Annotated in this window: 21 protein-coding genes; 8 read left to right on the top strand and 13 right to left on the bottom strand. The window is 42.7% G+C overall.

All coding sequences use genetic code 11. The annotated features are described in order from the left end of the window. Positions 1-25 precede the first annotated feature (25 nt). On the top strand, positions 26-361 hold the full coding sequence (gene trxA, locus ACQY73_RS03510) for a thioredoxin (protein WP_428661519.1): 336 nt from the start codon (positions 26-28) through the stop codon (positions 359-361). A gap of 93 nt (positions 362-454) precedes the next feature. Here the strand turns inward: trxA and ACQY73_RS03505 are convergent, their stop codons facing one another. From ACQY73_RS03505 to trpS, 4 genes are all read right to left on the bottom strand, one after another. Further along, the gene (locus ACQY73_RS03505) at positions 455-1,018 is read right to left on the bottom strand and encodes a 50S ribosomal protein L25/general stress protein Ctc (protein WP_428661516.1); all 564 of its coding nucleotides are present in this window, start codon (positions 1,016-1,018) and stop codon (positions 455-457) included. A gap of 62 nt (positions 1,019-1,080) precedes the next feature. Then, positions 1,081-2,025 carry a ribose-phosphate pyrophosphokinase gene (locus tag ACQY73_RS03500; RefSeq protein WP_428668410.1) on the bottom strand — a complete coding sequence of 315 codons (945 nt, stop codon included), beginning with the start codon at positions 2,023-2,025 and terminating at the stop codon, positions 1,081-1,083. A gap of 75 nt (positions 2,026-2,100) precedes the next feature. Continuing rightward, positions 2,101-2,676 (bottom strand): phosphatase PAP2 family protein, encoded by a 576-nt coding sequence (locus ACQY73_RS03495; protein WP_428661513.1) that lies wholly within the window; start codon positions 2,674-2,676, stop codon positions 2,101-2,103. A 41-nt stretch (positions 2,677-2,717) separates the two neighbouring features. After that, positions 2,718-3,695, bottom strand: a complete 978-nt coding sequence (trpS, locus tag ACQY73_RS03490) for a tryptophan--tRNA ligase (protein WP_428661510.1) — start codon at positions 3,693-3,695, stop codon at positions 2,718-2,720. A 117-nt stretch (positions 3,696-3,812) separates the two neighbouring features. Here trpS and ACQY73_RS03485 point away from each other — a divergent pair, with 117 nt between their 5' ends. Then, positions 3,813-4,493: a DUF2461 domain-containing protein gene (locus ACQY73_RS03485; RefSeq protein WP_428661507.1), complete on the top strand. Its 681-nt coding sequence runs from the start codon at positions 3,813-3,815 to the stop codon at positions 4,491-4,493. 587 nt (positions 4,494-5,080) lie between these two features. On the opposite strand, the gene ACQY73_RS03480 is transcribed toward ACQY73_RS03485, so the two are convergent. Further along, a complete protein-coding gene (locus ACQY73_RS03480; RefSeq protein WP_428661504.1) occupies positions 5,081-6,100 on the bottom strand; it encodes a zinc-binding alcohol dehydrogenase family protein in 1,020 nt (339 codons plus the stop codon). A gap of 333 nt (positions 6,101-6,433) precedes the next feature. On the opposite strand from ACQY73_RS03480, the gene ACQY73_RS03475 reads away from it, so the two are divergent. Both ACQY73_RS03475 and ACQY73_RS03470 read left to right on the top strand, forming a co-directional pair. Next, the gene (locus ACQY73_RS03475; RefSeq protein ID WP_428661502.1) at positions 6,434-7,156 is read left to right on the top strand and encodes a 3-keto-disaccharide hydrolase; all 723 of its coding nucleotides are present in this window, start codon (positions 6,434-6,436) and stop codon (positions 7,154-7,156) included. A 64-nt stretch (positions 7,157-7,220) separates the two neighbouring features. Beyond that, entirely contained in the window at positions 7,221-8,024 is an 804-nt protein-coding gene (locus tag ACQY73_RS03470) for a carbohydrate-binding family 9-like protein (protein WP_428661499.1), read from the top strand. Between the two features lie 242 nt (positions 8,025-8,266). Here ACQY73_RS03470 and ACQY73_RS03465 read toward each other — a convergent pair whose 3' ends face one another. The 3 genes from ACQY73_RS03465 to ACQY73_RS03455 all read right to left on the bottom strand — a co-directional run bounded on the left by ACQY73_RS03465 (position 8,267) and on the right by ACQY73_RS03455 (position 9,956). Further along, the gene (locus ACQY73_RS03465; RefSeq protein WP_428661497.1) at positions 8,267-8,611 is read right to left on the bottom strand and encodes a DUF7678 domain-containing protein; all 345 of its coding nucleotides are present in this window, start codon (positions 8,609-8,611) and stop codon (positions 8,267-8,269) included. Positions 8,612-8,854: 243 nt separating this feature from the next. Next, positions 8,855-9,139 carry a hypothetical protein gene (locus tag ACQY73_RS03460; RefSeq protein ID WP_428661494.1) on the bottom strand — a complete coding sequence of 95 codons (285 nt, stop codon included), beginning with the start codon at positions 9,137-9,139 and terminating at the stop codon, positions 8,855-8,857. 664 nt (positions 9,140-9,803) lie between these two features. Next, complete coding sequence (locus ACQY73_RS03455; protein WP_428661491.1) at positions 9,804-9,956, bottom strand: hypothetical protein; 153 nt, start codon at positions 9,954-9,956, stop codon at positions 9,804-9,806. 332 nt (positions 9,957-10,288) lie between these two features. Between ACQY73_RS03455 and ACQY73_RS03450 the strand changes: the two genes are divergently transcribed. After that, complete coding sequence (locus tag ACQY73_RS03450) at positions 10,289-13,477, top strand: T9SS type A sorting domain-containing protein (protein WP_428661488.1); 3,189 nt, start codon at positions 10,289-10,291, stop codon at positions 13,475-13,477. 76 nt (positions 13,478-13,553) lie between these two features. Here the strand turns inward: ACQY73_RS03450 and ACQY73_RS03445 are convergent, their stop codons facing one another. The 4 genes from ACQY73_RS03445 to ACQY73_RS03430 all read right to left on the bottom strand — a co-directional run bounded on the left by ACQY73_RS03445 (position 13,554) and on the right by ACQY73_RS03430 (position 17,621). Beyond that, a complete protein-coding gene (locus ACQY73_RS03445; protein ID WP_428661485.1) occupies positions 13,554-14,306 on the bottom strand; it encodes a succinate dehydrogenase/fumarate reductase iron-sulfur subunit in 753 nt (250 codons plus the stop codon). A gap of 46 nt (positions 14,307-14,352) precedes the next feature. After that, positions 14,353-14,742, bottom strand: coding sequence for a four helix bundle protein (locus ACQY73_RS03440; RefSeq protein WP_428661482.1), 390 nt, complete (start codon positions 14,740-14,742; stop codon positions 14,353-14,355). A 30-nt stretch (positions 14,743-14,772) separates the two neighbouring features. Next, positions 14,773-16,761: a fumarate reductase/succinate dehydrogenase flavoprotein subunit gene (locus ACQY73_RS03435; RefSeq protein ID WP_428661479.1), complete on the bottom strand. Its 1,989-nt coding sequence runs from the start codon at positions 16,759-16,761 to the stop codon at positions 14,773-14,775. Between the two features lie 74 nt (positions 16,762-16,835). Continuing rightward, positions 16,836-17,621 carry a succinate dehydrogenase cytochrome b subunit gene (locus ACQY73_RS03430; RefSeq protein WP_428661476.1) on the bottom strand — a complete coding sequence of 262 codons (786 nt, stop codon included), beginning with the start codon at positions 17,619-17,621 and terminating at the stop codon, positions 16,836-16,838. A 314-nt stretch (positions 17,622-17,935) separates the two neighbouring features. On the opposite strand from ACQY73_RS03430, the gene ACQY73_RS03425 reads away from it, so the two are divergent. Together ACQY73_RS03425 and ACQY73_RS03420 are read left to right on the top strand one after the other, a co-directional pair. Next, positions 17,936-20,794, top strand: coding sequence for a gliding motility-associated C-terminal domain-containing protein (locus tag ACQY73_RS03425; protein ID WP_428661473.1), 2,859 nt, complete (start codon positions 17,936-17,938; stop codon positions 20,792-20,794). A gap of 375 nt (positions 20,795-21,169) precedes the next feature. Then, entirely contained in the window at positions 21,170-21,814 is a 645-nt protein-coding gene (locus ACQY73_RS03420; protein ID WP_428661470.1) for a 3-keto-disaccharide hydrolase, read from the top strand. Between the two features lie 77 nt (positions 21,815-21,891). Here the strand turns inward: ACQY73_RS03420 and ACQY73_RS03415 are convergent, their stop codons facing one another. Continuing rightward, positions 21,892-22,686, bottom strand: a complete 795-nt coding sequence (locus tag ACQY73_RS03415) for a pesticin C-terminus-like muramidase (protein ID WP_428661467.1) — start codon at positions 22,684-22,686, stop codon at positions 21,892-21,894. A 202-nt stretch (positions 22,687-22,888) separates the two neighbouring features. On the opposite strand from ACQY73_RS03415, the gene ACQY73_RS03410 reads away from it, so the two are divergent. Then, positions 22,889-24,829, top strand: coding sequence for a putative porin (locus ACQY73_RS03410; RefSeq protein WP_428661464.1), 1,941 nt, complete (start codon positions 22,889-22,891; stop codon positions 24,827-24,829). The last annotated feature ends 83 nt before the right edge of the window (positions 24,830-24,912 follow it).

Raw genomic sequence — 24,912 nt, 5'->3', positions numbered from 1 at the left:
CGGCGACCCGGTCATAAATAATACAATGGGAAAGGCAGTCGAAATTACAGACGCAAACTTCAGCGACTTGGTCGCAGGTTCAGATAAACCGGTGTTGGTAGATTTTTGGGCAGAATGGTGTGGCCCATGCCGTATGGTTGGACCGGTAGTGGAAAAAATTGCGGAAGCGTATGAAGGCCAAGCAGTTGTAGGGAAAGTAGATGTAGATATGAATCCCGAAACAGCCATGAAATTTGGTATTCGCAGCATTCCAACGTTATTGTTTTTCAAAAATGGAGAGGTAGTAGACCGCGTAGTTGGTGCTGTACCACAGGTAGTGTTGGAAGACAAATTGAAAGCTCAATTGCCCGTAACGGCTTAATTCCGGTTACATTCGATATTGGTCTATAAAAGAGAAGCCCCGCAATTGCGGGGCTTCCTGTCTATTAGTCCTTTTATGGGGAAAGCTTAACGCTTATTTTAACGTACCGCGCAATGCCCGTGGGATTTCAACTCCCGCGATGGGTAAAGACGCATTGTTTACGATCTTAAATCCTTCAACTTTCAATTGACCTACTTTCACTGATTTACCCAGATCAAGGTCAGCTACCGGAACATCAACGTAATCAGGGATGTTTTTTGCCAACCCTATTACTTTGATCTTACGCAATTTTTGTACCAATTTCCCCCCTTTGGTCACGCCTACGGCAGTTCCAATGAAGCGAACAGGTACTTCAATTTTAATTTCTTTCTCATCATCAACAGCCAAAAAGTCAGCGTGCAGGATGATATCACTTACCGGGTGATACTGAACATCCTGAAGAATGCCGTAATAAATTTGACCTTCGATGTTTAACGTCACTTTGTAGACGTCCGGAGTGAAAAGAAGTTCACGGAATAGGTACATAGGTGCCGAGAAGTGTACTTGCTCAGGTCCACCGTATAATACACATGGAACCATCGCTTCAAGGCGCAGTTCGCGTGCTTCTTTTTTGCCGAGATTCGCTCTTTTAAACCCTACAATCTCTGTACTTTTCATAATTCTTGTATTTTAAAATGTTTGAAAAAAAATGATGGTAATAATGATCCCATCTACCCCTGCTAGGCAGGATTTATAAATAATGAACTAATAGATTCGTGGTCACGGATACGGCCGATGGCTTTGGCAAACAATTCTGACACCGACAATATCTTAATCTTTTCATTTTCTTCCCGCGATGGAATTGTATCGGTTATGATGAGCTCTTCCAAGACAGAAGCGCGAATACGCTCGTGGGCCGGTCCTGACATCACCGGGTGGGTACAAATGGCACGTACTGACTTTGCTCCTTTGCTCATGACCAACTCGGCTGCTTTACAGATCGTGCCTCCTGTGTCAATCAAGTCATCAATGAAGACCACGTTAGCATCTTTCACATCTCCGATTACCTGCATTGAGGCCACTTCGTTGGCACGTTTACGATACTTATCGCAAAGGATAATGTCGGCATTGAAGAATTTTGCAAAATTACGAGCGCGGGCAGCACCCCCCACGTCGGGAGAAGCTACTACCAGATTGTCTAAGTGTAAACTTTTAATGTAGGGTACAAATACACTTGAACCTTCCAAATGAACTACCGGAATATCGAAAAATCCCTGAATGGCGCCGGCGTGCAGATCAAGCGTCATGATTTGCTGGGCGCCTGCCGCTGTGAGCAAATTGGCTACTAATTTGGCGGCAATCGGTACTCTCGGTTTGTCCTTACGGTCTTGGCGTGCGTATCCAAAATAAGGAATGACCGCTGTGATCTGGTGAGCGGAAGCGCGTTTGGCGGCGTCGATCATCAACAACAACTCCATGAAATTTTCGGAAGAGTTAAACGTCGATTGTACCAAATAAACATCGCATCCCCGAATGGATTCTTCAAAGCTGGGAGACATTTCTCCATCACTGAACTTACGTAAACTATAGCCGCCCAAGTCTCTCCCGTAATGACGGGCGATCTTTTCTGCCAGATAATTTGACTGCGAGCCGGAAAATATTTTGATCGGATTAAATGAGGCCATGCCCTGAAAAAATTTCCGCAAAGGTACGGAATTTTCTTTGACTAAAGTCATGAATAGGAAGTTTTTTGAGTAATCTCAGTGCGAACTCTTTTTCAGCGCCAGTATTTTTTCCACACTTTTAACGGCGACAAAGGCCGCAACCACACCGATACAGGCGCCCGTAAGTACGTCAAATGGGTAATGTACACCCACATAAATACGACTGTACGACACGATGAATGCCCACGGAACAAAAAACCATACCACCCAAGGATACTGCTTGCCGACCAATAAATAGAGGGCAGCGGCAAGCCCTACGCTATTGGCGGCGTGCGATGAGGCAAATCCGTACGTGCCTCCGCAACCTTCCACTACCAAGTGTATTTTGTTCTGCAAGTACGTGACATAACAAGGCCGAAGGCGCTCAAAAAGGGGTTTGAGCAACGTAGAGGCCGTTTGGTCGGCGATAACAATGGTAAGTACAAGACTTGCGATCATGCCCGCCGCTCGTTGTTGATATTTCCAAATGAGCCAAATGATCAGTATGGCATAGAGCGGAATCCAGGTATTGCGTTGGGTCACCCAATACATAAACGTATCGGCCCAAGGTGCATGAATGCCATTGAGCGCTAAAAATATTCGGGTGTCTATTTCCTGAATTTGGTGCAACATACAGAAGCTCACTTCTTACTGAAGAGAACATTGAAATGAAATTATGAGAGGCCTATTTTCTCCCGAACAGCGGCAATTTTTTTTGCGGCAATAACACGTGCCTTTTCTTCGCCTTCCTCTAATTTTTGTTCTAAAGCGGCCGGGTTTTCGTGGTAATAATAGTTGAACAACTCACGTTCCTTGGAAAAACGACTTTTCATTACTTCAAACAACGCCTGCTTGGCGTGGCCGTAACCGTAGCCGCCTTTCAGGTAATTCTCACGCATCATTGCTATATCAGATTCGCCGGCGATGAGCGAAAAAAGCTTAAAGGTAATGTCAGTCTCCGGGTTTTTGGGTGCTTCCAACGGCGTGGAATCTGAGATGGTTTTCTTGATGACTTTCTGTAATTCTTTTTCGGGTAAGAAAATATCAATGTAGTTTCCGTACGACTTACTCATTTTTTGGCCGTCAATCCCCGGTATTACCATCAGGCGTTCATCAATGCGGGCTTCGGGAATCACAAAGGTGTCGCCGTAGATACGGTTAAAACGCTCGGCCATGTCGCGGGTCATTTCGAGGTGTTGTTTCTGATCTTTGCCAACGGGAACAAAATTGGCATCGTATAATAAGATGTCCGAAGCCATCAACACCGGATACAGAAACAGACCTGCATAAACATCAGCCAGACGATCAGACTTGTCTTTGAATGAATGGGCATTTGCCAACATTGGATAAGGCGTAACGCACGAAAGGTACCAGGTAAGTTCGGTATGATAAGCCGCCACCCGCGATTGCCGATAAAACACTACTTTTTGGGTATCCAAACCGCAGGCCAACCAAGCCGCTGCTACCGCCCGAATATTGTCTTTGAGCGTGTTCGCATCTTTCAGGCTGGTTAACGAATGCAAATCAGCAATGAACAAAAAGGATTCATTGCCTGATTGTTCGGAGAGTTGAATGGCGGGCAAAATAGCGCCCAAAATATTGCCAAGGTGCGGTTTGCCGCTGCTTTGAATACCGGTTAAGATTCGTGACATGTTTCTCAGTTTACAGGTTGCCATTGCAGGAAAAGAGAGTTTTTTAATCATTAACTCCTACGTTCTTTCCCCGAAGCGGTGCAAAATTGCTATTTTTAAGGCAAAATACGAAATACTATGCTGTCGCAGTCAACCTTAGATTTTTTAAAAGATTTAGCCGAAAACAATAACCGGGATTGGTTTGCCGAAAACCGTAAACGCTATGATACGTCAAAAAAAGACCTCGAAAAATTGGTCGCAGCCTTATTGAAAGGAGTGGGAGAGTTTGAGACATTGCCCAATACTGAAGTAAAAGACTGCATTTTCAGAATCAATCGGGATATTCGTTTTTCGAAGGATAAATCACCTTATAAACAATGGTTTAGCGCCGCCATTGGGCCCGGTGGTCGTCATTCGGGGCGTACTGATTTTTACCTGCATATCCAACCCGGTGAGTCATTTTTGGGCGCGGGAATGTGGGCTCCTACACCCAAGCATCTGGCCAAGTTTCGTCAGGAAATAGACTTTAATCCGCAGGAATTGAAAAGCATTATTGAAGCGCCCGAATTTAGAGATTATTTTCCCGAAATATGGGGAGAAAGTCTTCAGCGAATGCCTAAAGGTTATCCGGAAGATCACCCGGATATAGCGTTGTTAAAACGGAAGCAATTGTTTTTTATGCATAAGTACTCTGATGCCGATGTTACTTCGCCTCAATTTGCGTCAGAGATCATTAAGGGGTGTCGCCTCATTAAGCCCTATTGTGATTTTCTGAACTATTTATTTTTTGACGAGCAGGAAGAAACGTTCGAATTATAAGGAGCAGGAAGGGTAAAATGTGCTGTTTTTTGACAGGTATAAATGACTTTTATTGGCAAATAGTGCATAAAACAAATCACCACCCTTTAAGGTGGTGATTTGCAAAATATCCCGTACAAAAACCAAAATTCATGCGGATTTTATTTCAAAAACAACCACCAGTTGCCTGATGAGACAAATATTTCCTGTCTTAGTTTTGAAACCATCCGGAGATTTTTTGTGAATTTTTCGCGATTTTCTATCATTTCGCTACGCAGCTCACTGTTTTGAAGTACATTTTCTGCGATTGAAACCAACAGATTGTCACTTATGCTTGGGATGAAGTACTGAATGCCCCTGAAACTTTCATCGGGCTTTTTGTAGGGTAAAATCTCTAACCCCGTTATAGGGCAGAGTGATTTGTGTGTAAACATTATTTATGGTTTTTTAAGTAGGGTAATATCATCAAATATATATGCAATAGCGCATTTATTCAAAAAAATTAAGAATTAAATTTTTATTAAACAGAAAATTTCGGAACCCTTTACTTATGAAGTAGGCTCATTTCAGTATACCGAACTTTTTTATTACGTAGGCTTTTGAGTCATTTATTCAAATTCGACAACGGCTTTGATCACGCGTTCCTCCGGTAAATAGAGTTTTGTGAAGCTTTCATTCAGGGTTCCAAACGCCAAACGGTGTGTAATGTAGCCATCAATAGAAACCAAACCTGCTTTTAAGAGCCGAATCAGTTTCGTAAAGTCAGTCGCAACGGCATTTCTGGAAGCCTTCAAGGTGATTTCCTTGCGGTGAAAAAGCGGATCGTGAAAGACGATATCACCGATAAAAAGTCCGATGTAGACAATCGTTCCTCCGGGAGCTACGTATTCTAGGCATTTTTGCATGGATTCTTTATTGCCGGTAGCATCAAGAATAACCGTTGGCAAATCGCCGTTGAGTAAGGTTTTTAAAGAATCTATTACCACATCATTGAGTTGGATACAGGAAACCGACGGAAAATAGGTGTTGATGTAATCCAGTCGGTTTTGATTCATATCAAGCACCACTACTTTAGCGGCTTTCAGCAATGCCATGGCTATGGTCCCGATACCGATAGGCCCCGCACCAACCACCAAAACAATATCATCGGGCCGGATATCGGCTCTTTCTACGGCATGACTGCCAATAGCCAACGGTTCGATCATGGCGATTTGATCAAGCGATAATTCATTGGCCGGAAAAACCTGATCGGCGGGGTAAGTAATGTATTCCTGCATGGCGCCGTCTTCGTGTACTCCGAAAACGCTCAATGTACTGCCGCAATTGGTTTTTCCGCGTCGTACGGCTTGATCTACTTCTTTGTTTCGATAAGGCATTACGGCACATAGGTCACCGATCTTTAAATGATTTACCTGCTCGCCCAAAGCGACCACCTCAGCTGCAATTTCGTGCCCCAATATTCTTGGATAGGAAAAAAAAGGCTGTTTGCCGTTAAAAGCATGGAGGTCGGTTCCGCAGATACCCAGTCTTCTCATTTTCAGCAGAACTTCATTAGGCTGAGGTTGTTGAGGTTGTTCTTTTTGAATTTTTTTGAGAACTCCGGGTTCCTCTAAAACAATTGCGTTCATCTTAGTATTGGTTGTTGATACTATATTTTTATTTGTGGTTTCGGAAAATTTAGAGACAGCAGGAGCTTCTCAGTCGTTAATTTTGTACTGTTGTCTGTGCCAAATTTATTAAAAGCCTTGGCTTTAACATCTCTAATAGAAGGAAAAGTTAAAAAGGAGAAGCAGTTAAAGCGATTTTCTGCCGGAATTATGAAGGAAATTTGCGAAATTTCGGCCAACCAATGGAGTAGAATTGGCGCTATAAGCATTCTATAATAATAGAATCATAGACCAAAATTTAAAAGTGAATCGTCGATAAAAATTTATTCATAATTCAATAAAATCTATTCTAAAATGAAATACACTTTCACTAAAACAACATTTACGCTTCTTCTTTTATCTGTTTGCGGCGTTGGATTTAGCCAACAGGCACCCAATACCCTTTCTGCTGCGGAGAAAAAGCAAGGTGTAAAATTATTGTGGGACGGTAAAACAACAGAAGGTTGGAGAGGCGCGTCGCTTGATAAATTCCCCGAAAAAGGCTGGAAAATCAGCGATGGCGTGCTGAGTGTGGAGCCTTCGGAAGGCAAAGGCGGAGATATCGTGACCACCGAAGCATTCAGCAACTTTGAGCTGAGTGTGGATTTCAAACTCGTCGAAGGTGGCAACAGCGGCATTAAATACTTTATAGATCCCAACCTTCCCACATCAGGTTTAGGCTTGGAATTTCAATTGTTGGACGATGACAAACATCCCGACGCCAAGATGGGGCGCGACGGAAACCGAACCATTGGATCATTATATGACTTGATTCCTGCTGCTAAAAACAAGCCTGTTCGCAAGATCGGAGAGTGGAATACGGCCAAGATCGTTTCAAAAGGCAATCATACCGAGCATTGGCTCAATGGCGTAAAAGTAGTAGAATACGAACGCAACAGCGATGAGTACCGCCGCCTCATTGCCATGAGCAAATACAAAGACTATCCTAATTTCGGAACCGGTGAAAAAGGCAGAATATTACTTCAATACCATGGCGATCAGGTGTTTTTTAAAAACATTAAAATCAGACAGTTATAAGTTGAGAACGGTATAGATGGCCTGAAGTATTGAGCCAATTTTTTCTAAGTAAACTGCCCGGTCAATGAAGACTTTAGTGGACTATACAGCCCGAAAAATTGCGGAATCTATCAATGTGGACGGAGATGTTCGTAAAGACATATGGAAAAGTGCGCAATGGAGTAAGAGATTGGTAGATATGGTCACCGGCGATACCGGAATGTATAACACACAAACGGCAGTTCTTTGGAATGATACACATTTATATATTGCTTTCATTGCCGAAGAACCCCTTGTGGAGGCGTATCAAACTGAACGCGACAGCATTGTTTTTCTGGAAAATGATTTGGAAGTATTCATTGATGGTGGCGATTGTTATTATGAATTGGAAGTAAACGCAGCCAATACGGTTTATGAAGTGTTTTTTATCTGGAAAGATGCTTATACCCAAGGAAGTAAATTTGACATTCCCGAATTTGACGTCCATCAGTCGCAAGCCTACACCTTTGGCGGTGATTATGACCGCAGCGGAGCGTCTTTCTGGAAAGGTACACATCCTCGCGGGGTTCGTTGGGCCTTTACGAATTTTGATATGCCGGGCCTGCAAACGGCTGTTCAGGTGGATGGAACTTTAAACGACAATAGGGATATTGACAAAGGATGGAGTCTGGAAATTGCCATTCCCTGGAGCAGTTTGCAACTGTTGGCCAACGGCCGCTCATTACCTCCGGTCAATGGAGATGTCTGGACTCTTTTTTTAGGAAGATTTCAAAAACTCATGGTTGGCGGCAAAGAAGTGCAGCCTCATCCGGCCATGGCCCTGACCCCTCATGGGATTTATGATACCCATTTGCCCGAAAAATGGAGTCGGATTGAGTTTGTAGAGTAAATACGCTATATCTATATAAGTAGTTCATTAAAAATACTTTGCGTTATTTGTTTGACCCCGGATGGGGCGGTCGGCCGCTGCCGTCAAACAAATACGAAATACATCAAACTATTTTAGCCAATGTACTTATAGTATTTAAGTAAAAGCAAATCCGCATAAAAAAGTATGAAGATCTGATTCCGGGTTTTCTCACTGAAAAAGCCGCTATCACAGCGGCTTTTTCAGTGGAGAATAGATATCGATCAACTGTATAATCTCAAAATGTGGAGGATATAAGGTTCATATTCTTTTAAAGGCTTCAGCTGCCACCCGCGATCATAATTGACAACACAACCATTTGCCATTCCTTTGTCGCCTTCCCACATGCAGAGCTTCCAAACTTTTCCGTTGTTGATGCCAAGCTTTGAAGATTTAGTAAAGACATTTACTTCGAACCGATACTTTCCAATCTTTCCACCATGCCATCCTAGCGCTGCATTTATAGCCTGCTCAGCTTTTAAATTTAAAAAATACTCGCTGTTGATCCTCGAATGTACCACATACTCATGTTCAGCTCGCGAACTTACGAAGTATTCAATTGTAGCCATAATTTTAATAAATTTTTGGGTAGGGTAAATTTGGTAGATAAATCTACGAAAATATTCATTAGTAAATGCCTACAAAATTAATTAACGGTAAAAAAAATTTGGATTATACCAATATCAGTATCCTTTGAGCCGGGGAAAAAATGTAAAATAAGGCGAACCGGTCATGCGTTGGCGAATCGAAAAAAGATAAAATGGCAACAGGAAGGAAGTGTAATTGGTTGTGATGGGAATCAGGAAAGGCATCTAATAGACAAGAACAGCTCCGCCTTTGACCTGCGACTCGTAGATATTTTCGAGGATGGATGAGTAATAATTATTCACTTCTCTCTCATCAATGAACCAGCATGTGCTTATGCTGAAAGGATTTTCGTAGATCCTGCGTATAATTCGTTTTGCAGTTAAATTATTGACAGTACAAACTACTTTTATGGCTTCTTCTCCAAAACGTTCATGTTTGATGATTGCCAAGTCAAAATTTACCTGAGGTAAATACCTTTGGGTACTGTCAAAAATTTCTTCAAGTATCAAATCAGTAGTATTTACGTACAATGTACTGCTAATTCAGGAGAATTGATTGACTTCCGTAAGAATACTTAAAGAATATAAATTCAATAGCCGGTTTTGGCAGATAAATATATGAAAAGAAAAAATCAATCGAAGTGTTGGGTCGAAGGATAGGGGAATCAAAGAGTTTTATGCGACATAAAGAATAAGAGCAGTTTCTATTTGGTAATGCTCCCATTGCCGGGATAGCCGGAAATAAGGAAACTTTACGCCGGAGGAAATGAATTTGAATTTAGTGAAGAAGAAAAGAACCGGCCGTAAAACAAAATAACTGGAATACAGAGTACGACACAGAAAATAGAAAAAATACAGGCTAGCGTTAGGTAAAATGCTAAAAAAAGGCTGATTACAAATTTCATCGCTTTAAATTTATTGTCAGGTTTGGTCGGTTAGGAGATAATGGAGAAAATATAGTATATTTTCATGCGAATATACCAAAAATATAGCATATCAAAAAACTATTTTTTGGTATATTTATTTGCCAAAAACAGATAAATACAAAACCAAAATCACGTTGAATATACTTTCCTGAAAAGAGTGAAGCTCAGAATATGCAATGCTAAAGGCCATAGATTACAATACTTACTTGATAAAAGTCGGATATTTTTTGGTTCTTTTTATAAAAAATTTACAGAGCGGAAAACGAATCCGGATGTGTGGAAGGCTCTGAGAGGCGACCAAAGAACAGGATCAACGGCATAGAGATTATAACACAGCAAATAGAGAGAATACTTGCCAACGCAATGCAGATTGCTAAGAAGAGGTTGATTACGTATTTCATGGCCTTAAGTGTTATTCCTGCATGGCTTTTGTCGTGCGGGAGAATGATGGAAGGACTTTAACTTTATAAAGCAGACAAAAAGGCTGTGCCAATGGGCTAAATGGGGAATTTATTGCCCGTTATACTTCAAGATTTTTTAACGTTTATGGGTCGCATTGGCAAACATTTTTCCATAGCTTTTAACAAGGTAGTGAGAACCATATAGATACCAAAATGGATTTAGAATTTCATTCCGGATGAATAAAGTAAATTGAAGTTTCGAGGCTATTTCCGGACATTGGTTTTTTAGTTAATTTTACTGACATTCTTCACCTTTTCTACTTTTGGCAGTTATGAAATTAACGATCTGCTTTTTTTTAATGTTTAGCTCAAGCGTTTTGTGGGCTCAAATCTATGCACCTGATACTGCATTCAAATTTGAAAACGCCACCTTTGAACTGCCGGCTTATAAAATTCAAGCCATAATAGCGTTCAATTCCAAGACGATGATAGCCCGTGTTGAACGTCCTTTAAAAAACGTTATAGGTAAATACACCGTTGAGTCGGCTGTGATTGATACGGCGGGAAATATAAAAGGGAGTTTTTTAGGAACGTATATTCGTAACAGTCTTACCGAAGAGGGGTTTTGGTTTGTCCCATATTCAAACAGGTCGAGTGACAGTACTTTTAGCGTTAATTATTTTGATTTGAAAACCTTTGGTAAAATCTCACTGGACATCAAAGATCATGCAGTCACCAAGGTTGAGAATGATCGTATCATTACAAATGGTTCTGTCAATACTCAATACGGATATAAAGTACAGACAAATGTTTATAATTTACAGGGAAACAGGCAGTCATTGATTAATACAACTTTCCTCAGCCCGAAAATCACTACAGACAACAATGGCTTTTCTTTACAGGAAATCAGGGTTGATCCTGAAAAAAATGTATGGGTATTGGTCATTAAAGATAATGACAATCAGGCAGATGCGTTGCAATTGTACAAACTAAAACCTCATGAGCAATTGCTGACGACCAATAACTTAGTTTTTGAAAAATCAACTCTACAATTAGGTATGAGTGAAGAAGCTTTCCTATGGCAGCAGTGTACATTTCATGGGGATACTATACTTGTTAAAAGCACTAAAGAATTTGGCACTTTAAGAGAACTCTTAAAAATAGACTTTAAAGGGAATGTGCTTTCCTTTAAAGCGACCTTATCGCTGATCAACAACGATCCTAATACAAATTATATCTATCTGCAATCTACTGCTACTCGGTATGTAACTTTTAAAATTGAAAAGAAAGGCTTTGCTTTTTTGGATGAGCAGGGAAAGCTGTCAATTATACGAATTTCGGATGTAGATGAAGAGTCGATTCATGTTGAAAATAATTATTTATATTATGCCGACAAAGGCTTGAAAACGTACAGATTAGACATTAAAACGCTGGCAATAACTCCTATCAACAGAAAAATTCCAACAGACACGTTTCAGGAAGAAATAACTAATATTCAGTCACTTACAAACTCAGATTTTTGGGTTGGTTACAAAGACCCTTATCCCTATTCAAATATTCAACGTTTCGTAAAGTTTCGTCAAGGCGTAGAAGTATACCGTTTTTCGGAATCTGTAAACCGAATCTTTTATTTGGGAGGAAATCTTGTACTGTTGCAGACCTCGAATGCTGAAAAAGTGGTTATAGATGGTGCGAATAATCAAAACTACCTGACCGGCCTTTCAGGCCAGATAGTATATGTTGATACGCTTCGAAGGCATATTTATACCTCAAATAATGATAAAGTCAATCGGTATTTTTTTGATGGTAAAGCTGATGACGCATTCTTGTGGGAAGGAGGGAAACTTACCACCAATATTGTAGTAAACGATGACGGAAAAATTTATCATGCAGGCGGGCGATTTGAGGCCAATGGAAAGAGAGATAAGCAATTTATAGAAATTATCCTGCGCCAAAGATTCGGAATGGGTATGCCAATTGTGCACATTAAGAAAGTATGGAATAGCTTATTTTTATTTGATGGTGAATGCTTGGAAGGTTGTGGAGGTAGTGTTTATCGTTACGACCCGAGCAATGATAAATACCTTAAATTGGATCCGACATTCACTAGTTTTACGCATTATTACCAAAAATATGAAAGCATTGCAGGAAGGGATTCATTGCTTTTGGTAGGGTTTGATAAAATATTGCCTGATTTAACAAAAGACAGCAGTTTTACTGTTAAGGGAATGTTTCGAACCAGTTTCAATCAAGCGTTTTATACGCCAACCTTGAACAAATACGTGGATGTACTTCCTAATCATGATATATTGGCGGTTTTGGATAATAAAATATATCTGTACAGCACGAAAAATACGCGGTGGGTAGAGGTTAGAAACTTACCTTCAGAAATTATTCTTTCGGATAGTTTGAAGAAAAATGGGATAACATTCGAAACGTATAGTTCGGATGGCTCTGATGTAATTGTAAAAGTCAGAGCTGTGAAATATTCATACTCTGACGGTGGAGTGGAACCTTATTCGGTTGATGGAATTGCTCGTGTAGAAGGAAAGAAATTGGTTTTGGGAGGACAAGAAGGTTCCATAACGTTAACTGCCCAATCGGCAAATGGAGGTGATCTTTTTTATACCGATATACGTGTGGGGTTGCCGACATTACAGAGTTCTATCATTCGAGCTCGTCCTATTGATACCACAATGTATGTCGATTTTAAACCTTTCGCTTTTTCTTATTCGGTTAATATAAATAAAGCCTTAAATGTAACAACGCAAGGAGAGAGCGCTTTCATTAAAGATGGAGTGGTGTATCCAACCGGGAAACCGGGGCCTTTTGTTGTTACGATCAGTCATGAAGCTACCTCTACTCACTCGGCCAATACTCAACGGCTTTTTTGGAGGGTTGAACGCTACGCACAAACCATCACCCTTGAAGGATTAAATGCGAATGAGATAATGTACAATGTATCAACCCTTAGTTTTCCATTTAAGCTCCCTGTGCATGCTTCTTCCAAACTGCCTTTGACGTTTAAAGGTATTGACAACAATGAGATAACCGCCAAACTTTTTTATATCAGTAATGACACTGTCTATTTAAAACCGAATTACGAAAATATATTAAAAGAAGTCGGCTTGAATAAGGTAGGCATACCTATCACTTTGGTTATCAATGCGACACAACAGGGCAATGCAAATTATATTCCCATCAGTACTGATTTTAGTCTTGCATTCAATTATTGGATAGAAAATATAGAAGAGCCGACAGTTTCGGTTTTTCCTAACCCTTTTAAAGACCATCTGTATATAACGTCCGATAACTATAATGTGCCTGAGGCTTATCTGTTTGATGTATCAGGCAAAGAGCTAATGAAACTAAAAATAGAAAATCAGGTTTGGTTGGGTAAATCAGCTACCAAAAAAGAAAGAATTGGCAATTACTTTTCCATTTTTTCGGTTCCCCAAGGCAATTATATATTGGTATTTTTTATTGATGGCAAGCGATATGTGCAGAAAATAACAAAGTAAATCGAACTGTTGCACCAACAAAAAGCGCCGATTGATTCAAAACCAACCGGCGCTTTTTGTTGTATGATATTTATTATCAGACTCTTTCAGAAGTCAATTTTGCGCCCAGATACTCGCGGTTCAGGCGGGCAATATGCTCAAGTGAAATCTCTTTCGGGCATTCTGCCGAGCAGGCACCGGTGTTGGTACATGCCCCAAACCCTTCGTCGTCCATTTGTGCTACCATGCGTTCTACACGCATTTTGCGTTCCGGTTGACCTTGTGGGAGCAACGCGAGTTGCGAAACCTTCGCTGATACAAACAGCATAGCTGATGCGTTTTTACACGCAGCAACGCACGCTCCGCAACCGATACACGCGGCAGCTTCAAAAGCTTCATCAGCATTGTCTTTCGAGATCGGAATACTGTTGGCATCCTGCGCATTACCCGTATTTACCGAAATGTATCCTCCGGCCGATTGAATGCGGTCAAACGCAGAACGGTCTACCACCAAGTCTTTAATAACAGGAAAAGCTTTGGCGCGCCAAGGCTCAACAACAATGGTATCGCCATCGCTGAAACTGCGCATGTGAAGTTGGCACGTCGTAACGGCACCTTTAGGGCCGTGAGGGCGCCCGTTGATGTACATTGAGCATGCACCGCAGATCCCTTCGCGGCAGTCATGGTCAAACGCAACGGGTTCCTGCCCTTCGTTAATGAGTTGTTCGTTCAATACGTCGAACATTTCCAAAAACGACATGTCAGGTGAGATGCCTGTTAATTGATAGGTCGCCATACGACCTAAATCTTTTTTATTTTTCTGACGCCACACCTTGAGGGTCAGATTCATATTTCCTTCCATTTTGTGTTATTCGTTATTTGTTAACTGTTGTCCGTTAACTGTTATCTGTATCGATACTTTTACGCTTTCTAAGATAATTAATATAACCATTAATGAGAGCAAGACATTTTTCAGTCTGTGTATCAATTGATTGATATTCATCATTAGTTATATAGTTTTCTTCAAGAGCAATCAAAAAATGGTCTTGAATTTCTGTAAGAGAACCCCTGCTAATTCTGCAAAATTGAATGTTTTCCTGATAATGATATCTGCCAAACCCTTCAGCAATATTATTAGTAACAGAGCGCAAAGCCCTAATAAGTTGATTCGTTAATCGGTATTTTTCATCCGCCGGAAATCTGTCTAAAAGTGGTTTGGCCATTTTACGAAGATTAACCCCCTCTTTCCAACACTTTAAATCCCGGAAAGAACGAATTTCATCCATTTTTCGGATAACAGTTAACGGAAAACTTTTCTACTTATAACTCCGTTGCGCGATTTTGATGTTATCATAGATCAGATCCTCTTTGTGAAGCTCCCAGGCACTTTCGCCTTTGTGTTCCCACGCCGATACGAACATATAATTCTCGTCGTCACGAAGTGCTTCGCCTTCTTCGGTTTGATACTCCTCACGGAAGTGACCGCCGCAGGATTCGTTACGATTGAGGGCGTCGGTACACATCAACTCTCCTAATTCGATAAAGTCTGCTACGCGGCCGGCCTTGTCAAGTTCAGGATTGAATTCATCGGCATCGCCCATTACTTTTACATCTGACCAAAATTCTTTTTTCAGGGCCTGAATCTCCAGGATTGCTTCTTGTAAGCCTTTAGCATTACGGGCCATTCCGCATTTATCCCACATGATTTTGCCAAGACGTTTGTGGAATACTTCGGGAGAGGTTTTTCCCTTAATGGAAAGTAATTTAGTAATGCGCTCTTTTACTTTGTTTTCCGCATCTACAAACTCTGCCTGATCCGTCGAAATATGAGTTGTGCGTATCTCATTGGCTAAGTATGCCCCAATAGTATAAGGAATAACAAAGTACCCATCCGCTAATCCCTGCATCAATGCACTGGCTCCGAGGCGATTGGCGCCGTGGTCGGAGAAGTTGGCTTCGCCCAAAGCATATAAACCCGGTACAGTCGTCATCAGGTTATAATCTACCCAAAGGCCGCCCATTGTATAGTGGACTGCCGGATAGATACGCATCGGTACTTCATAAGGGTCTTCGCCGGTGATCTGCTGATACATATCAAACAGGTTACCGTATTTTTCTTTTACTACGCCTTTCCCAAGTTCGATGATTTTTTCAGGCGTAGCGTCGTGGATGTTGAGTTTATTCACCTCACCTTTGCCGTAACGCTCAATGGCCGCCGCATAATCAAGATAAACGGCCATTTTGGAAGTACCTACTCCGTAACCTGCATCGCAACGTTCTTTAGCAGCACGCGAGGCGATGTCGCGAGGAACCAAGTTTCCGAAGGCCGGATAACGGCGTTCCAGATAATAATCGCGCTCTTCTTCGGGAATCTGATTGGCAGGACGATTGTCATTTTGTTTTTTAGGAACCCAGATACGTCCGTCGTTCCGAAGTGATTCCGACATCAGCGTCAGTTTCGACTGGTGGTCGCCTGATACCGGTATACAGGTTGGGTGAATTTGCGTGAAGCAGGGGTTACCGAAGAAAGCCCCTTTTTTATGTGCTTTCCATGCGGCAGTAACGTTAGAACCCATTGCATTGGTGGAAAGATAAAAGACGTTTCCGTAGCCACCGCTGCAAAGCAATACAGCATGACCCGAATGGCGTTCGATTTCTCCGGTGACCAGGTTACGGGCAATGATTCCACGGCATTTGCCGTCGATGACCACTACGTCAAGCATTTCGTGGCGAGTATACATTTTGACAGCGCCCAGACCTACCTGACGTTGGAGGCCCGAATAAGCGCCCAATAACAATTGCTGACCGGTCTGTCCTGCCGCGTAAAATGTACGTTGAACCTGTGTTCCCCCGAAAGAACGGTTGGAAAGCAGACCGCCGTATTCGCGGGCAAAAGGTACTCCCTGCGCTACACATTGGTCAATGATACCTGCTGACACTTCGGCCAGACGGTACACATTTCCTTCACGGGCGCGGTAGTCACCTCCTTTGATGGTATCATAAAATAAACGATAAGTAGAGTCACCATCGTTTTGGTAGTTTTTAGCGGCATTGATTCCACCCTGTGCCGCAATGGAGTGTGCGCGGCGGGCAGAATCCTGAAAACAAAAAGCCTTGACGGAATAACCTAATTCGGCCAGAGTGGCTGCCGCCGAAGCACCTGCCAGCCCCGTTCCTATTACGATAATTTCCAGTTTTCGTTTGTTGGCCGGGTTGACGAGCGGAACGGTGGAGCGGTATTTGGTCCACTTCGTTTCCAACGGCCCGTCGGGAGTTTTGGCGTTCAATTTGGGGGAGGTTGCCATATAACAGTGAATTGTTAATTATTAGTCGTTAATGGGTTATTGAGCGCAGGAGAACAGCGCCGATAACCGATTCTTTACATACTTTTAAAGTAGAAATACAGTGGCATCAGTGCAAAACCGATAGGAATGATGATCCCAAATACGCCGATTCCCAGAAAATTAAGTAAGCCGTTGTATTTCAGGTGATTGATGCCCAGTGTTTGAAAAGCGCTTCTGAACCCGTGTACTAAGTGGAAAGAAACAGCAAACATCGAAAGCACATAGAAGAATACCAACAGTGGATTTTTGAAACCTTCCATTACGCTGCGGTACAGGTCTTTGGCAATGACTACGCGGGTGTTGGTGTCTTCACGGACAAATTCTTCCAGTTTATTTTTAATTTCACCTTCGTAAGGAGTTGCCGTCACCTCACCCGTGGCGAGATTTTGCTCATATTGGGTATAAGGGACATATCCAAACTTATATTCAAACCAGAAATTGGACATGTGTACCACGATAAATACCAAAAGTACGGTACCTAAAATGGCCATATTGCGTGAAAACCAAGTGCTGTTCGCTTTGCCGTTGTAAGACACATAGCGTTTTGCCCCGCGAGCCTGACGGTTTTGATACGCCAAATAAAGACCTTCAAAGGCATGAAGCAGAATAAAAGCGTATAGACCGTACGAGATGGTTTTAATAAGCGGGTTGGTCGTCATGAAAACGGCATAAACGTTGAACGCCAAGCCGTCGTCGTGTTTAAATAATTGCAGGTTTCCACTCATGTGAACAATTAAAAAAGAGCACAAAAACAAGCCTGTCAACGCCATGACCAGTTTTTTGCCGATGGAGCTTGTCAGTGTTTGGGTAAGCCAAGACATATCAAAATTTGTTAGATTAAAACGATATTTTATACTGTTTTCAGCGGTCAAAAGTAGGTCTCAATCAATTTAGAAACAATCTAAAGTGTAACTTTTTTTGCCGGATAACTGTCGCTGTTTGAGGGCTTATTTGTTAACCTCCCGTTCATTTTTTTTGTTTGATAAAAAAGCCTGAAATATGCCGGCGAAAAAAGGTCATTCATTTAAAAACAAATAATTTTTACACCATTTACGCAAATATTTCGTTTTTTAATTAATAATTGCGACGACCTAACCGCAAGGTATTTTTGACCCCATTTTATATTTTACTACCGATGAGGCAATTGACTCTACGTTCTCTATTTTTTCTGTTGTGCGCCTTCAGCACATACTATTCTTACGCAACGCACGTTCGCGCAGGTGAAATCACGGCCAAAAGATTATCGGACAAAGATTTAACCTACGAAATCAGACTTACCACGTATCATGACGAAATTGGTGGGCGCATGGCCAGTGACGGACAAAACGATGTTACTTTCTGTATTCGCCCGTTTAGCGGAGGTGTGGGATCTACCTTATTAGCCAAGAGGGGGACCAGAAAAGCCATTACCAATTCAACCTCTATTAATATTTTTACGGCGAACTTTACCTTCTCCTCTCCCGGTGTATATGTAATATCAGTAGGGATTGAAAACCGTAATGATGGGGTAGTCAATATGAGTAATTCACTCAATACCCCGTTTTATGTTGAAACAACCTTGGTGATCAATGCTTCTTTGGGCTTGAACAGAACGCCGGTGATGCTTAATCCTCCGCTTGATTCGGCACGTGTCGGTCAAAAATTCTGCCACAATCCTGCCGCTTTTGATGCCGATGGCGATAGCTTGGCCTATCGTCTGTCGATTCCAAAGCAAGGAACCCAGGCAACTTGTATCAACCGAAACGTTGATGGCTATCGTGATCCTGCTCTGGGACTTGATCCTGCTGCACAAACTGAATTAAAAAACGCCCCCGCTACATTTAGTATCAATCCTATCACCGGCGATCTATGTTGGGATGCTCCCGCAGTAGTCGGTATTTATAACGTTGCCTTTATCATTGAAGAGTGGCGAGACGGAGTCAAGATAGGAGAAGTAGTGCGGGATATGCAGATCGTTGTGGCTGACAGTCCTAACCGGAGGCCGTTGATCGACCCTATTGCGAACACCTGTGTAGAAGCAGGACAAACAGTCACCCAAAATATACGCGCAACTGATCCTGATAATAACAGGATGATCCTGTCGGCTTATGGAGGAGTATTTAACATTGATCCTGACGGAAATGCGTTTGCTCCACCTTTGATCTCCCCGGCGTATGCTACGTTTGCGCCTTCAGTCACTACACCGCTGAGTTCACCAGCAATCGGAACTTTCCAATGGCTGACCAATTGCAACCACATTCGTACTGCAATGTATGATGTTGTATTTAAGGTGGAAGATTTACCGGGGCGTACCAGTTTGCAGTTGGCTTCATTAGAGTCTTTTTCTATACGGGTCGTTGCCCCAAAACCGGTTGGACTTGCCGCAAGGGTTTCTACCGGAGCGGTGCCGGGCTTTGTATTGAATTGGACGTCTTACCGTTGCCAGTTGCCGGGAGCGCAGATCGCCATTTATCGTAAAGAAGGTTGTACGGGTGGAACATTCAGCGGATGTACCAATCCCGGAGACCCGGTAGCGTTGGGATATACCGAAATCGGTCGCGTGCCGGTGGCTACCACGACCTTCACGGATGATAATAACGGAATAGGCCTGCGTCGTGGCGGAGTTCAGTACAGTTATCGGATTCGGGTTATTTATGCTTTGCCACAAGGAGGCAACAGCCCGCTTTCGGATGAAACCTGTTTGGACCTGCCTGCTCAAATTCCGGTGCTGACCAATGTAACGGTTGATACAACAAGTGCCACTCGCGGCGTAATTACGGTGAAATGGACTCGCCCGCCGTTTGCTCCGGGTGATGTGCCCGGTCCATATCAGTATCGCCTTTCCAGAGCAACGGGACTAAACGGAACAACGTACACCGTCATTGCTACCATTAATACAACTCTTGGTAACAACGCCGATACAATTTATGTGGACCGAGGGTTGAATACCGTTCAGAACGGGTATCGCTATCGACTTGAATTTTTTCATACGCTCAACGGTACACTGACAAGTCTGGGAACCACCGAACCTGCCAGCAGCGTTCGGTTGGATGTATCGCCGGCTTCGCAGGGATTGCGATTGAATTGGCAGGCTATTGTACCTTGGCGCAATGAAAATCAACGCCATCGAGTGTATCGCGAAAATCGCGGACGTCCCGGAACATTTAACCTGATCGCCGAAGTAGCTGTTCAGGGGCCGACTACCTTTACATACATTGACGACGGAACCGACCGCTTTTTAGCTGATGGAGATGCTTCAATGAAATTATCGACCGATTCTAACTACTGTTACCGGGTTGAAACTGTTGGTACGTACGACAGCCCGCGGATTCGGGTAGGTCAATTGTTCAATTTCTCCCAAATTGCCTGCGGCGTTCCTTCTGACAGCACCAAACCGTGCCCGCCGGAGTTGAAACTTGATGTGTTGGATTGTGCAACGGTAGCAACGGGCAGTTGCCCTGAAACCGTCAGCAACACCTTGAATTGGACTTCGCCGTCTACCAATGCCGCCAACCAACCGTGCGCAGCCGTCGCAAGTTATAATATCTATTTTGCCCGTTATCCTGAAGATGTTTACAAACGTGTCGGTCAAACGACAGTGCCTGTTACCACTTTCAAACATAACGGATTGGATTCATATGCAGGTTGTTATTACGTAACAGCGATATCAAGGTTTGGAACGGAAAGTGCCAAAAGCAACGTGGTTTGTAATAATAACTGCGAGGCCTTTCAGGTACCTAATGTCTTTACTCCCAACGGCGACGGAAAAAATGACCTTTTCATTCCTTTGACCTGTTCACTTTTTATAGAAGGAATTACCTTTGAAGTATACAACCGTTGGGGAACAAAAGTATTTGAAACCAATACGCCCGGCATTAATTGGGATGGTAAAACAACCGACGGACAGGAACTTCCGACAGGAACGTATTTCTATCAGGCAAAAGTAACGTTTAAAACCTTAGCTCATGAGAGTGAGCCGGTTACGAGCAAAGGGTGGATTCAACTCATCCGATAGATTTGATACAACTGATTAATGAAGAGGGGCTGCGGTCCCTCTTTTTTTGATTATCGTGCCTTCGGTTGCTCACAACCGAAGAAATGACGCAAAGTAGAAAAATGAACAGAAAAACCGTAAAATGTAAAACCGAAAATCTTTGGTTGTGCCTTCGGTTGCTCATAACCGAAGAAATGACGCAAAGTAGAAAAATGAACAGAAAAACCGTAAAATGTAAAACTGCAAAATGTAAAACCGAAAATCTTTGGTTGTGCCTTCGGTTGCTCACAACCGAAGAAAAGGAGGGCGATTCAGGAAGAAAATTGGCGTAAATCAAAAGTAGTAATTGGGCCTGTTCAGCCTTATTATGTTTTAAACCTTAATCAATAAAGAATCATGAAAAAAGTTTTGTCTTTCAGTATACTGATGGTTTTGCTGGCCGTAAGTGTAAGTTTTGCACAAAAAAAGAATAAAGATGGATGGATTTCCATTTTTGACGGTAAATCACTGGATGGCTGGAAAGTGGGAGAAAATGCCTCTTCGTTCAGCATTGATAATGGAACAATTATGGTGGCAGGCCCCCGGGCGCATATCTTTTATGACGGAAAAATCGGAGACCATAACTTTAAAAATTTTGAATTTAAAGCACAGGTAATGACTACACCGGGCTCCAACTCCGGTATCTATTTTCATACGCAATACCAGGAAGGTGGATGGCCGTCAAAAGGTTATGAAGTGCAGGTTAACAACTCACACACCGATTGGCGCAGAACCGGAAGCCTTTACGGTGTTCAGGATGTGAAGGATGTGTTTGTAGAGGATAACGTATGGTATACAGAACACATCATTGTGCAGGGCAAACACATAACCATAAAGATCAACGATAAAACAGTAGTGGACTATGTCGAACCCGACGAAGTTGGAGAAAAAGTAAAAGATCCGGGTCGGAAGATCAGCAACGGAACGTTTGCATTACAAGGCCACGATCCTAAAAGTAAAGTATATTATAAAGACATAATGGTGAAGCCTTTGGGAGAATAAGTCTTATCGACATTTCTTAAAAGTAAAAGCCGCGTCTCCTCTTCAGAGATGCGGCTTTTAGTATCTTTCCTGTCTGTTTATACATTCCAATCCTGCTCGTCCAATAAATTCTCTAAATGAGCGTCGGGCTGTGGCTCGGGGATGGTAGGATGCTCTTCCAAAACAGGTATTTCAGCGTAGAGGTCGTTACTCCAAATGGCTTCTACCGTTTCTATCGGCTCATTTTCAGGCGTTTCTACGGTTTCGATTACTTCTGCCACTTCAAGAGAAGCCTCAATGGGAGGCGCGTTGGGGTCGAGAAACGTGGCATAAAAAGTATCGTTACGGTAGGAGAGCGGTTCACCGCCCGAGAATCGTTCAAACGATGCCGCGACTGTATCCCAATCTTCATTCAATACCGCTTCGGTCAAGGTAGGAAACTTGCTTAATCCCGGATTATAGGCAAAGTCAAACAGAATGTGTTTTTGCTTTTCAGAGAGATTTTCCCACGAGATCATATCATGGGTCACATTCTCATTTTCATCGGCAAATTGAACCAACTGTGACCGTAACCGTCGTTCATATTCATCGACCAACACATGGTCAAACAGCGCCTGCTGTTGTTCATCCGTTATGTAAAGTTCATGATGATGTTCATTCACCCAAGTTTGCGCTTCATCGCCTGTTTTTGAGGCCGCATCCATGAACTTCTGCGCTGTTTGAGGTGGAATGCCTGCTTTCGTTAAATCTTCGTAAATCTCCATGGGAGTGCGGCTTCCCATGTCATAGCCGGGGCCGATGGTGACGCCCGACAAACCGCCCGGAAAATGAGGCACCAGACTTTGGCCTTGATGACCTATTTCCTGCTGATACGTAAATGCATATCTGGACATTTGACACTTCTATTATGGTTATGACAAAATTAATATGCTTTACAGGACAAACCCTAACCGAATACTAAAAAGGTTAAATATCGTTAATTCTTGCAGTAAGTCCATTGGTAATTCGTTGAAAGCCAGTAGGTATTCCGGTTATTAAGAAGTGAATATGGAGTTAGGAGAGTGAACGACTAAAAACTTATATTACCTTTGCGCTGTGAAAAAGTGGCTATACATTGTTTTTTGCGGTTTTTGTTCCGTGGCGGCTCACGGCCAGATTCGGATGCCAACGGGCGGTTCATTGGGCTCCGGTCAGCAGGGAGGTTTCGGATCAGGCGGGCAAGCCAAGATCGATGATTCTACCAAGGTTATTTATGGGCCAAGTACTGCGCGTTACTTTTTGGAAGAGGATATTTTTAATAATCACAAAACCCTCTACCGAATAGATACTTCCTACAACGCGTTCCATCGGTATAATTTCGTACAACGGTCTGATTTTCAATTGGTCGATCTCGGTAATTTCGGGACCGCTTCGCGCAATGTATTCTTTCGGCCCATTGAGCAATTAGGCGCACAGTTTGGCTATGAAGCTTATACCCCTTATGCCTACGCAATCAACGACGTAAAATATTACGATACCAAATCTCCGTACACCAACTTATACCTTGCCTTGGGCGGCTCCGGGCAAAATATAGTTCGTTTCGATCATAGCCAGAACCTAAGTCCCCGACTGAATTTAGGCATCAATGTGCAGCGTTTTACTACTAATAAGCAATTTGGGACGAGTGGGCAAGCTGATAATCAAACGAATTTAACCCAAAACTGGGGATTTGTTTTTCACGGAAATTACCGTTCGGCAAACGACAAATACACCATTTTAGGCCAGTTCAATCACCTGAACCACAATGTACTGGAACAGGGTGGAATGTCGCCCGACAGCCTTAATTTTGCTACAAGCCGAGGAACCGAATACGACAACCCTTCCGCGACCTTTCGAACGGCTCAATCGTGGGAACGGCGCAATAATGTTCATATTTATCAACAATACGTATTGGCGCAGGGTTTTCAGGTATATCATGTGTTTGATTACAAACGCAACATTGATTTTTTTACCGACAGCGACCTGACCAATGCGCGTCTGTACGGATTTTACAATAACTACTATTACGATACCACCCGAACCCATCAGGAGGTAAAGTTCCGCTTATTTGAAAACAAATTCGGCATCAAAGGACGTTATCAGGGGTTTAATTACCGCGCGCATTACCGACAACGGATCGCCAATATGCGCGGAGTCTATTCCAAGATTGACAGCACGACAGGTACTTATCGCCTCAATCGTTTTGAGAATTTTGTGGGATTATGGCTTGCCTACTACCTCAAAGACAGCACCCAACGAGCCACTGCCGAGTTTGAATACCTTTTGGGGCGTGATTTTAAGATCAAAGGAGAAGTGGTGAGCAAATGGTTTACTGCCGGCTATCTTTCCACATTTACTTCGCCTACCTTCCTCCAACTGTTATACGACAGCAATAACCTGCGTTGGTCCAATTCTACACGATTGGTCAACTCGAATAACATTTACGGACAAATAAACATCAATACCAAAAGTATTCGATTTAGCCCGCGACTGGATTATCATTTGATCAATAACTATTTTTATTACGATACAGCCGCCATAGCGCGTCAATACACAAGCGCGTTCAGCGTAGTGCGTATCGGAGGAGAGGCCGAGTTTCGTCCGGGTAAGTTTCAATTCCTGACCCATACGTATTATACATTGGTTTCCAACGATGCCGTTCTGCGCATTCCTCGCTTTTTTGCCAATTTCCGCGCCAGCTTTGACTTCGTATATGCGAAAGTTTTATACTTACAGGTAGGAGCTGAGCTGCACTATAAATCGCCGTACTACGCAGATGCTTATATGCCTCTGACCCAGCAGTTTCATCTTCAAAATCGGATCAAAACCGAGGGGGTTGTCTATACAGAAGTGTTCTTGAATGCACGCATAAATCGCGTTCGATTGTTCGTAAAAATGGCCAATGCCGCGCAGGGCACTTATCAGGGAGCCTTGAATGCCGGTTATTTCTCTACACCTTTTTATCCCGTTGTGGGCCGCACGTTGGGTTTTGGCGTCAATTGGCCCTTATTTGACTGATTTAAGTTCGTCTATGTTTTCCCCCCATTTAGTCGTTTAGACCTTGTATTTGGTCGTTTTTATCCAATTCCTAACTCTTTAGG

The organism is Runella sp. (assembly GCF_965279615.1).
Taxonomy (GTDB): domain Bacteria; phylum Bacteroidota; class Bacteroidia; order Cytophagales; family Spirosomataceae; genus Runella.
The sequence above is the reverse complement of the archived record's forward strand: the minus strand, read 5'-3'. Positions and strand labels throughout refer to the sequence as shown.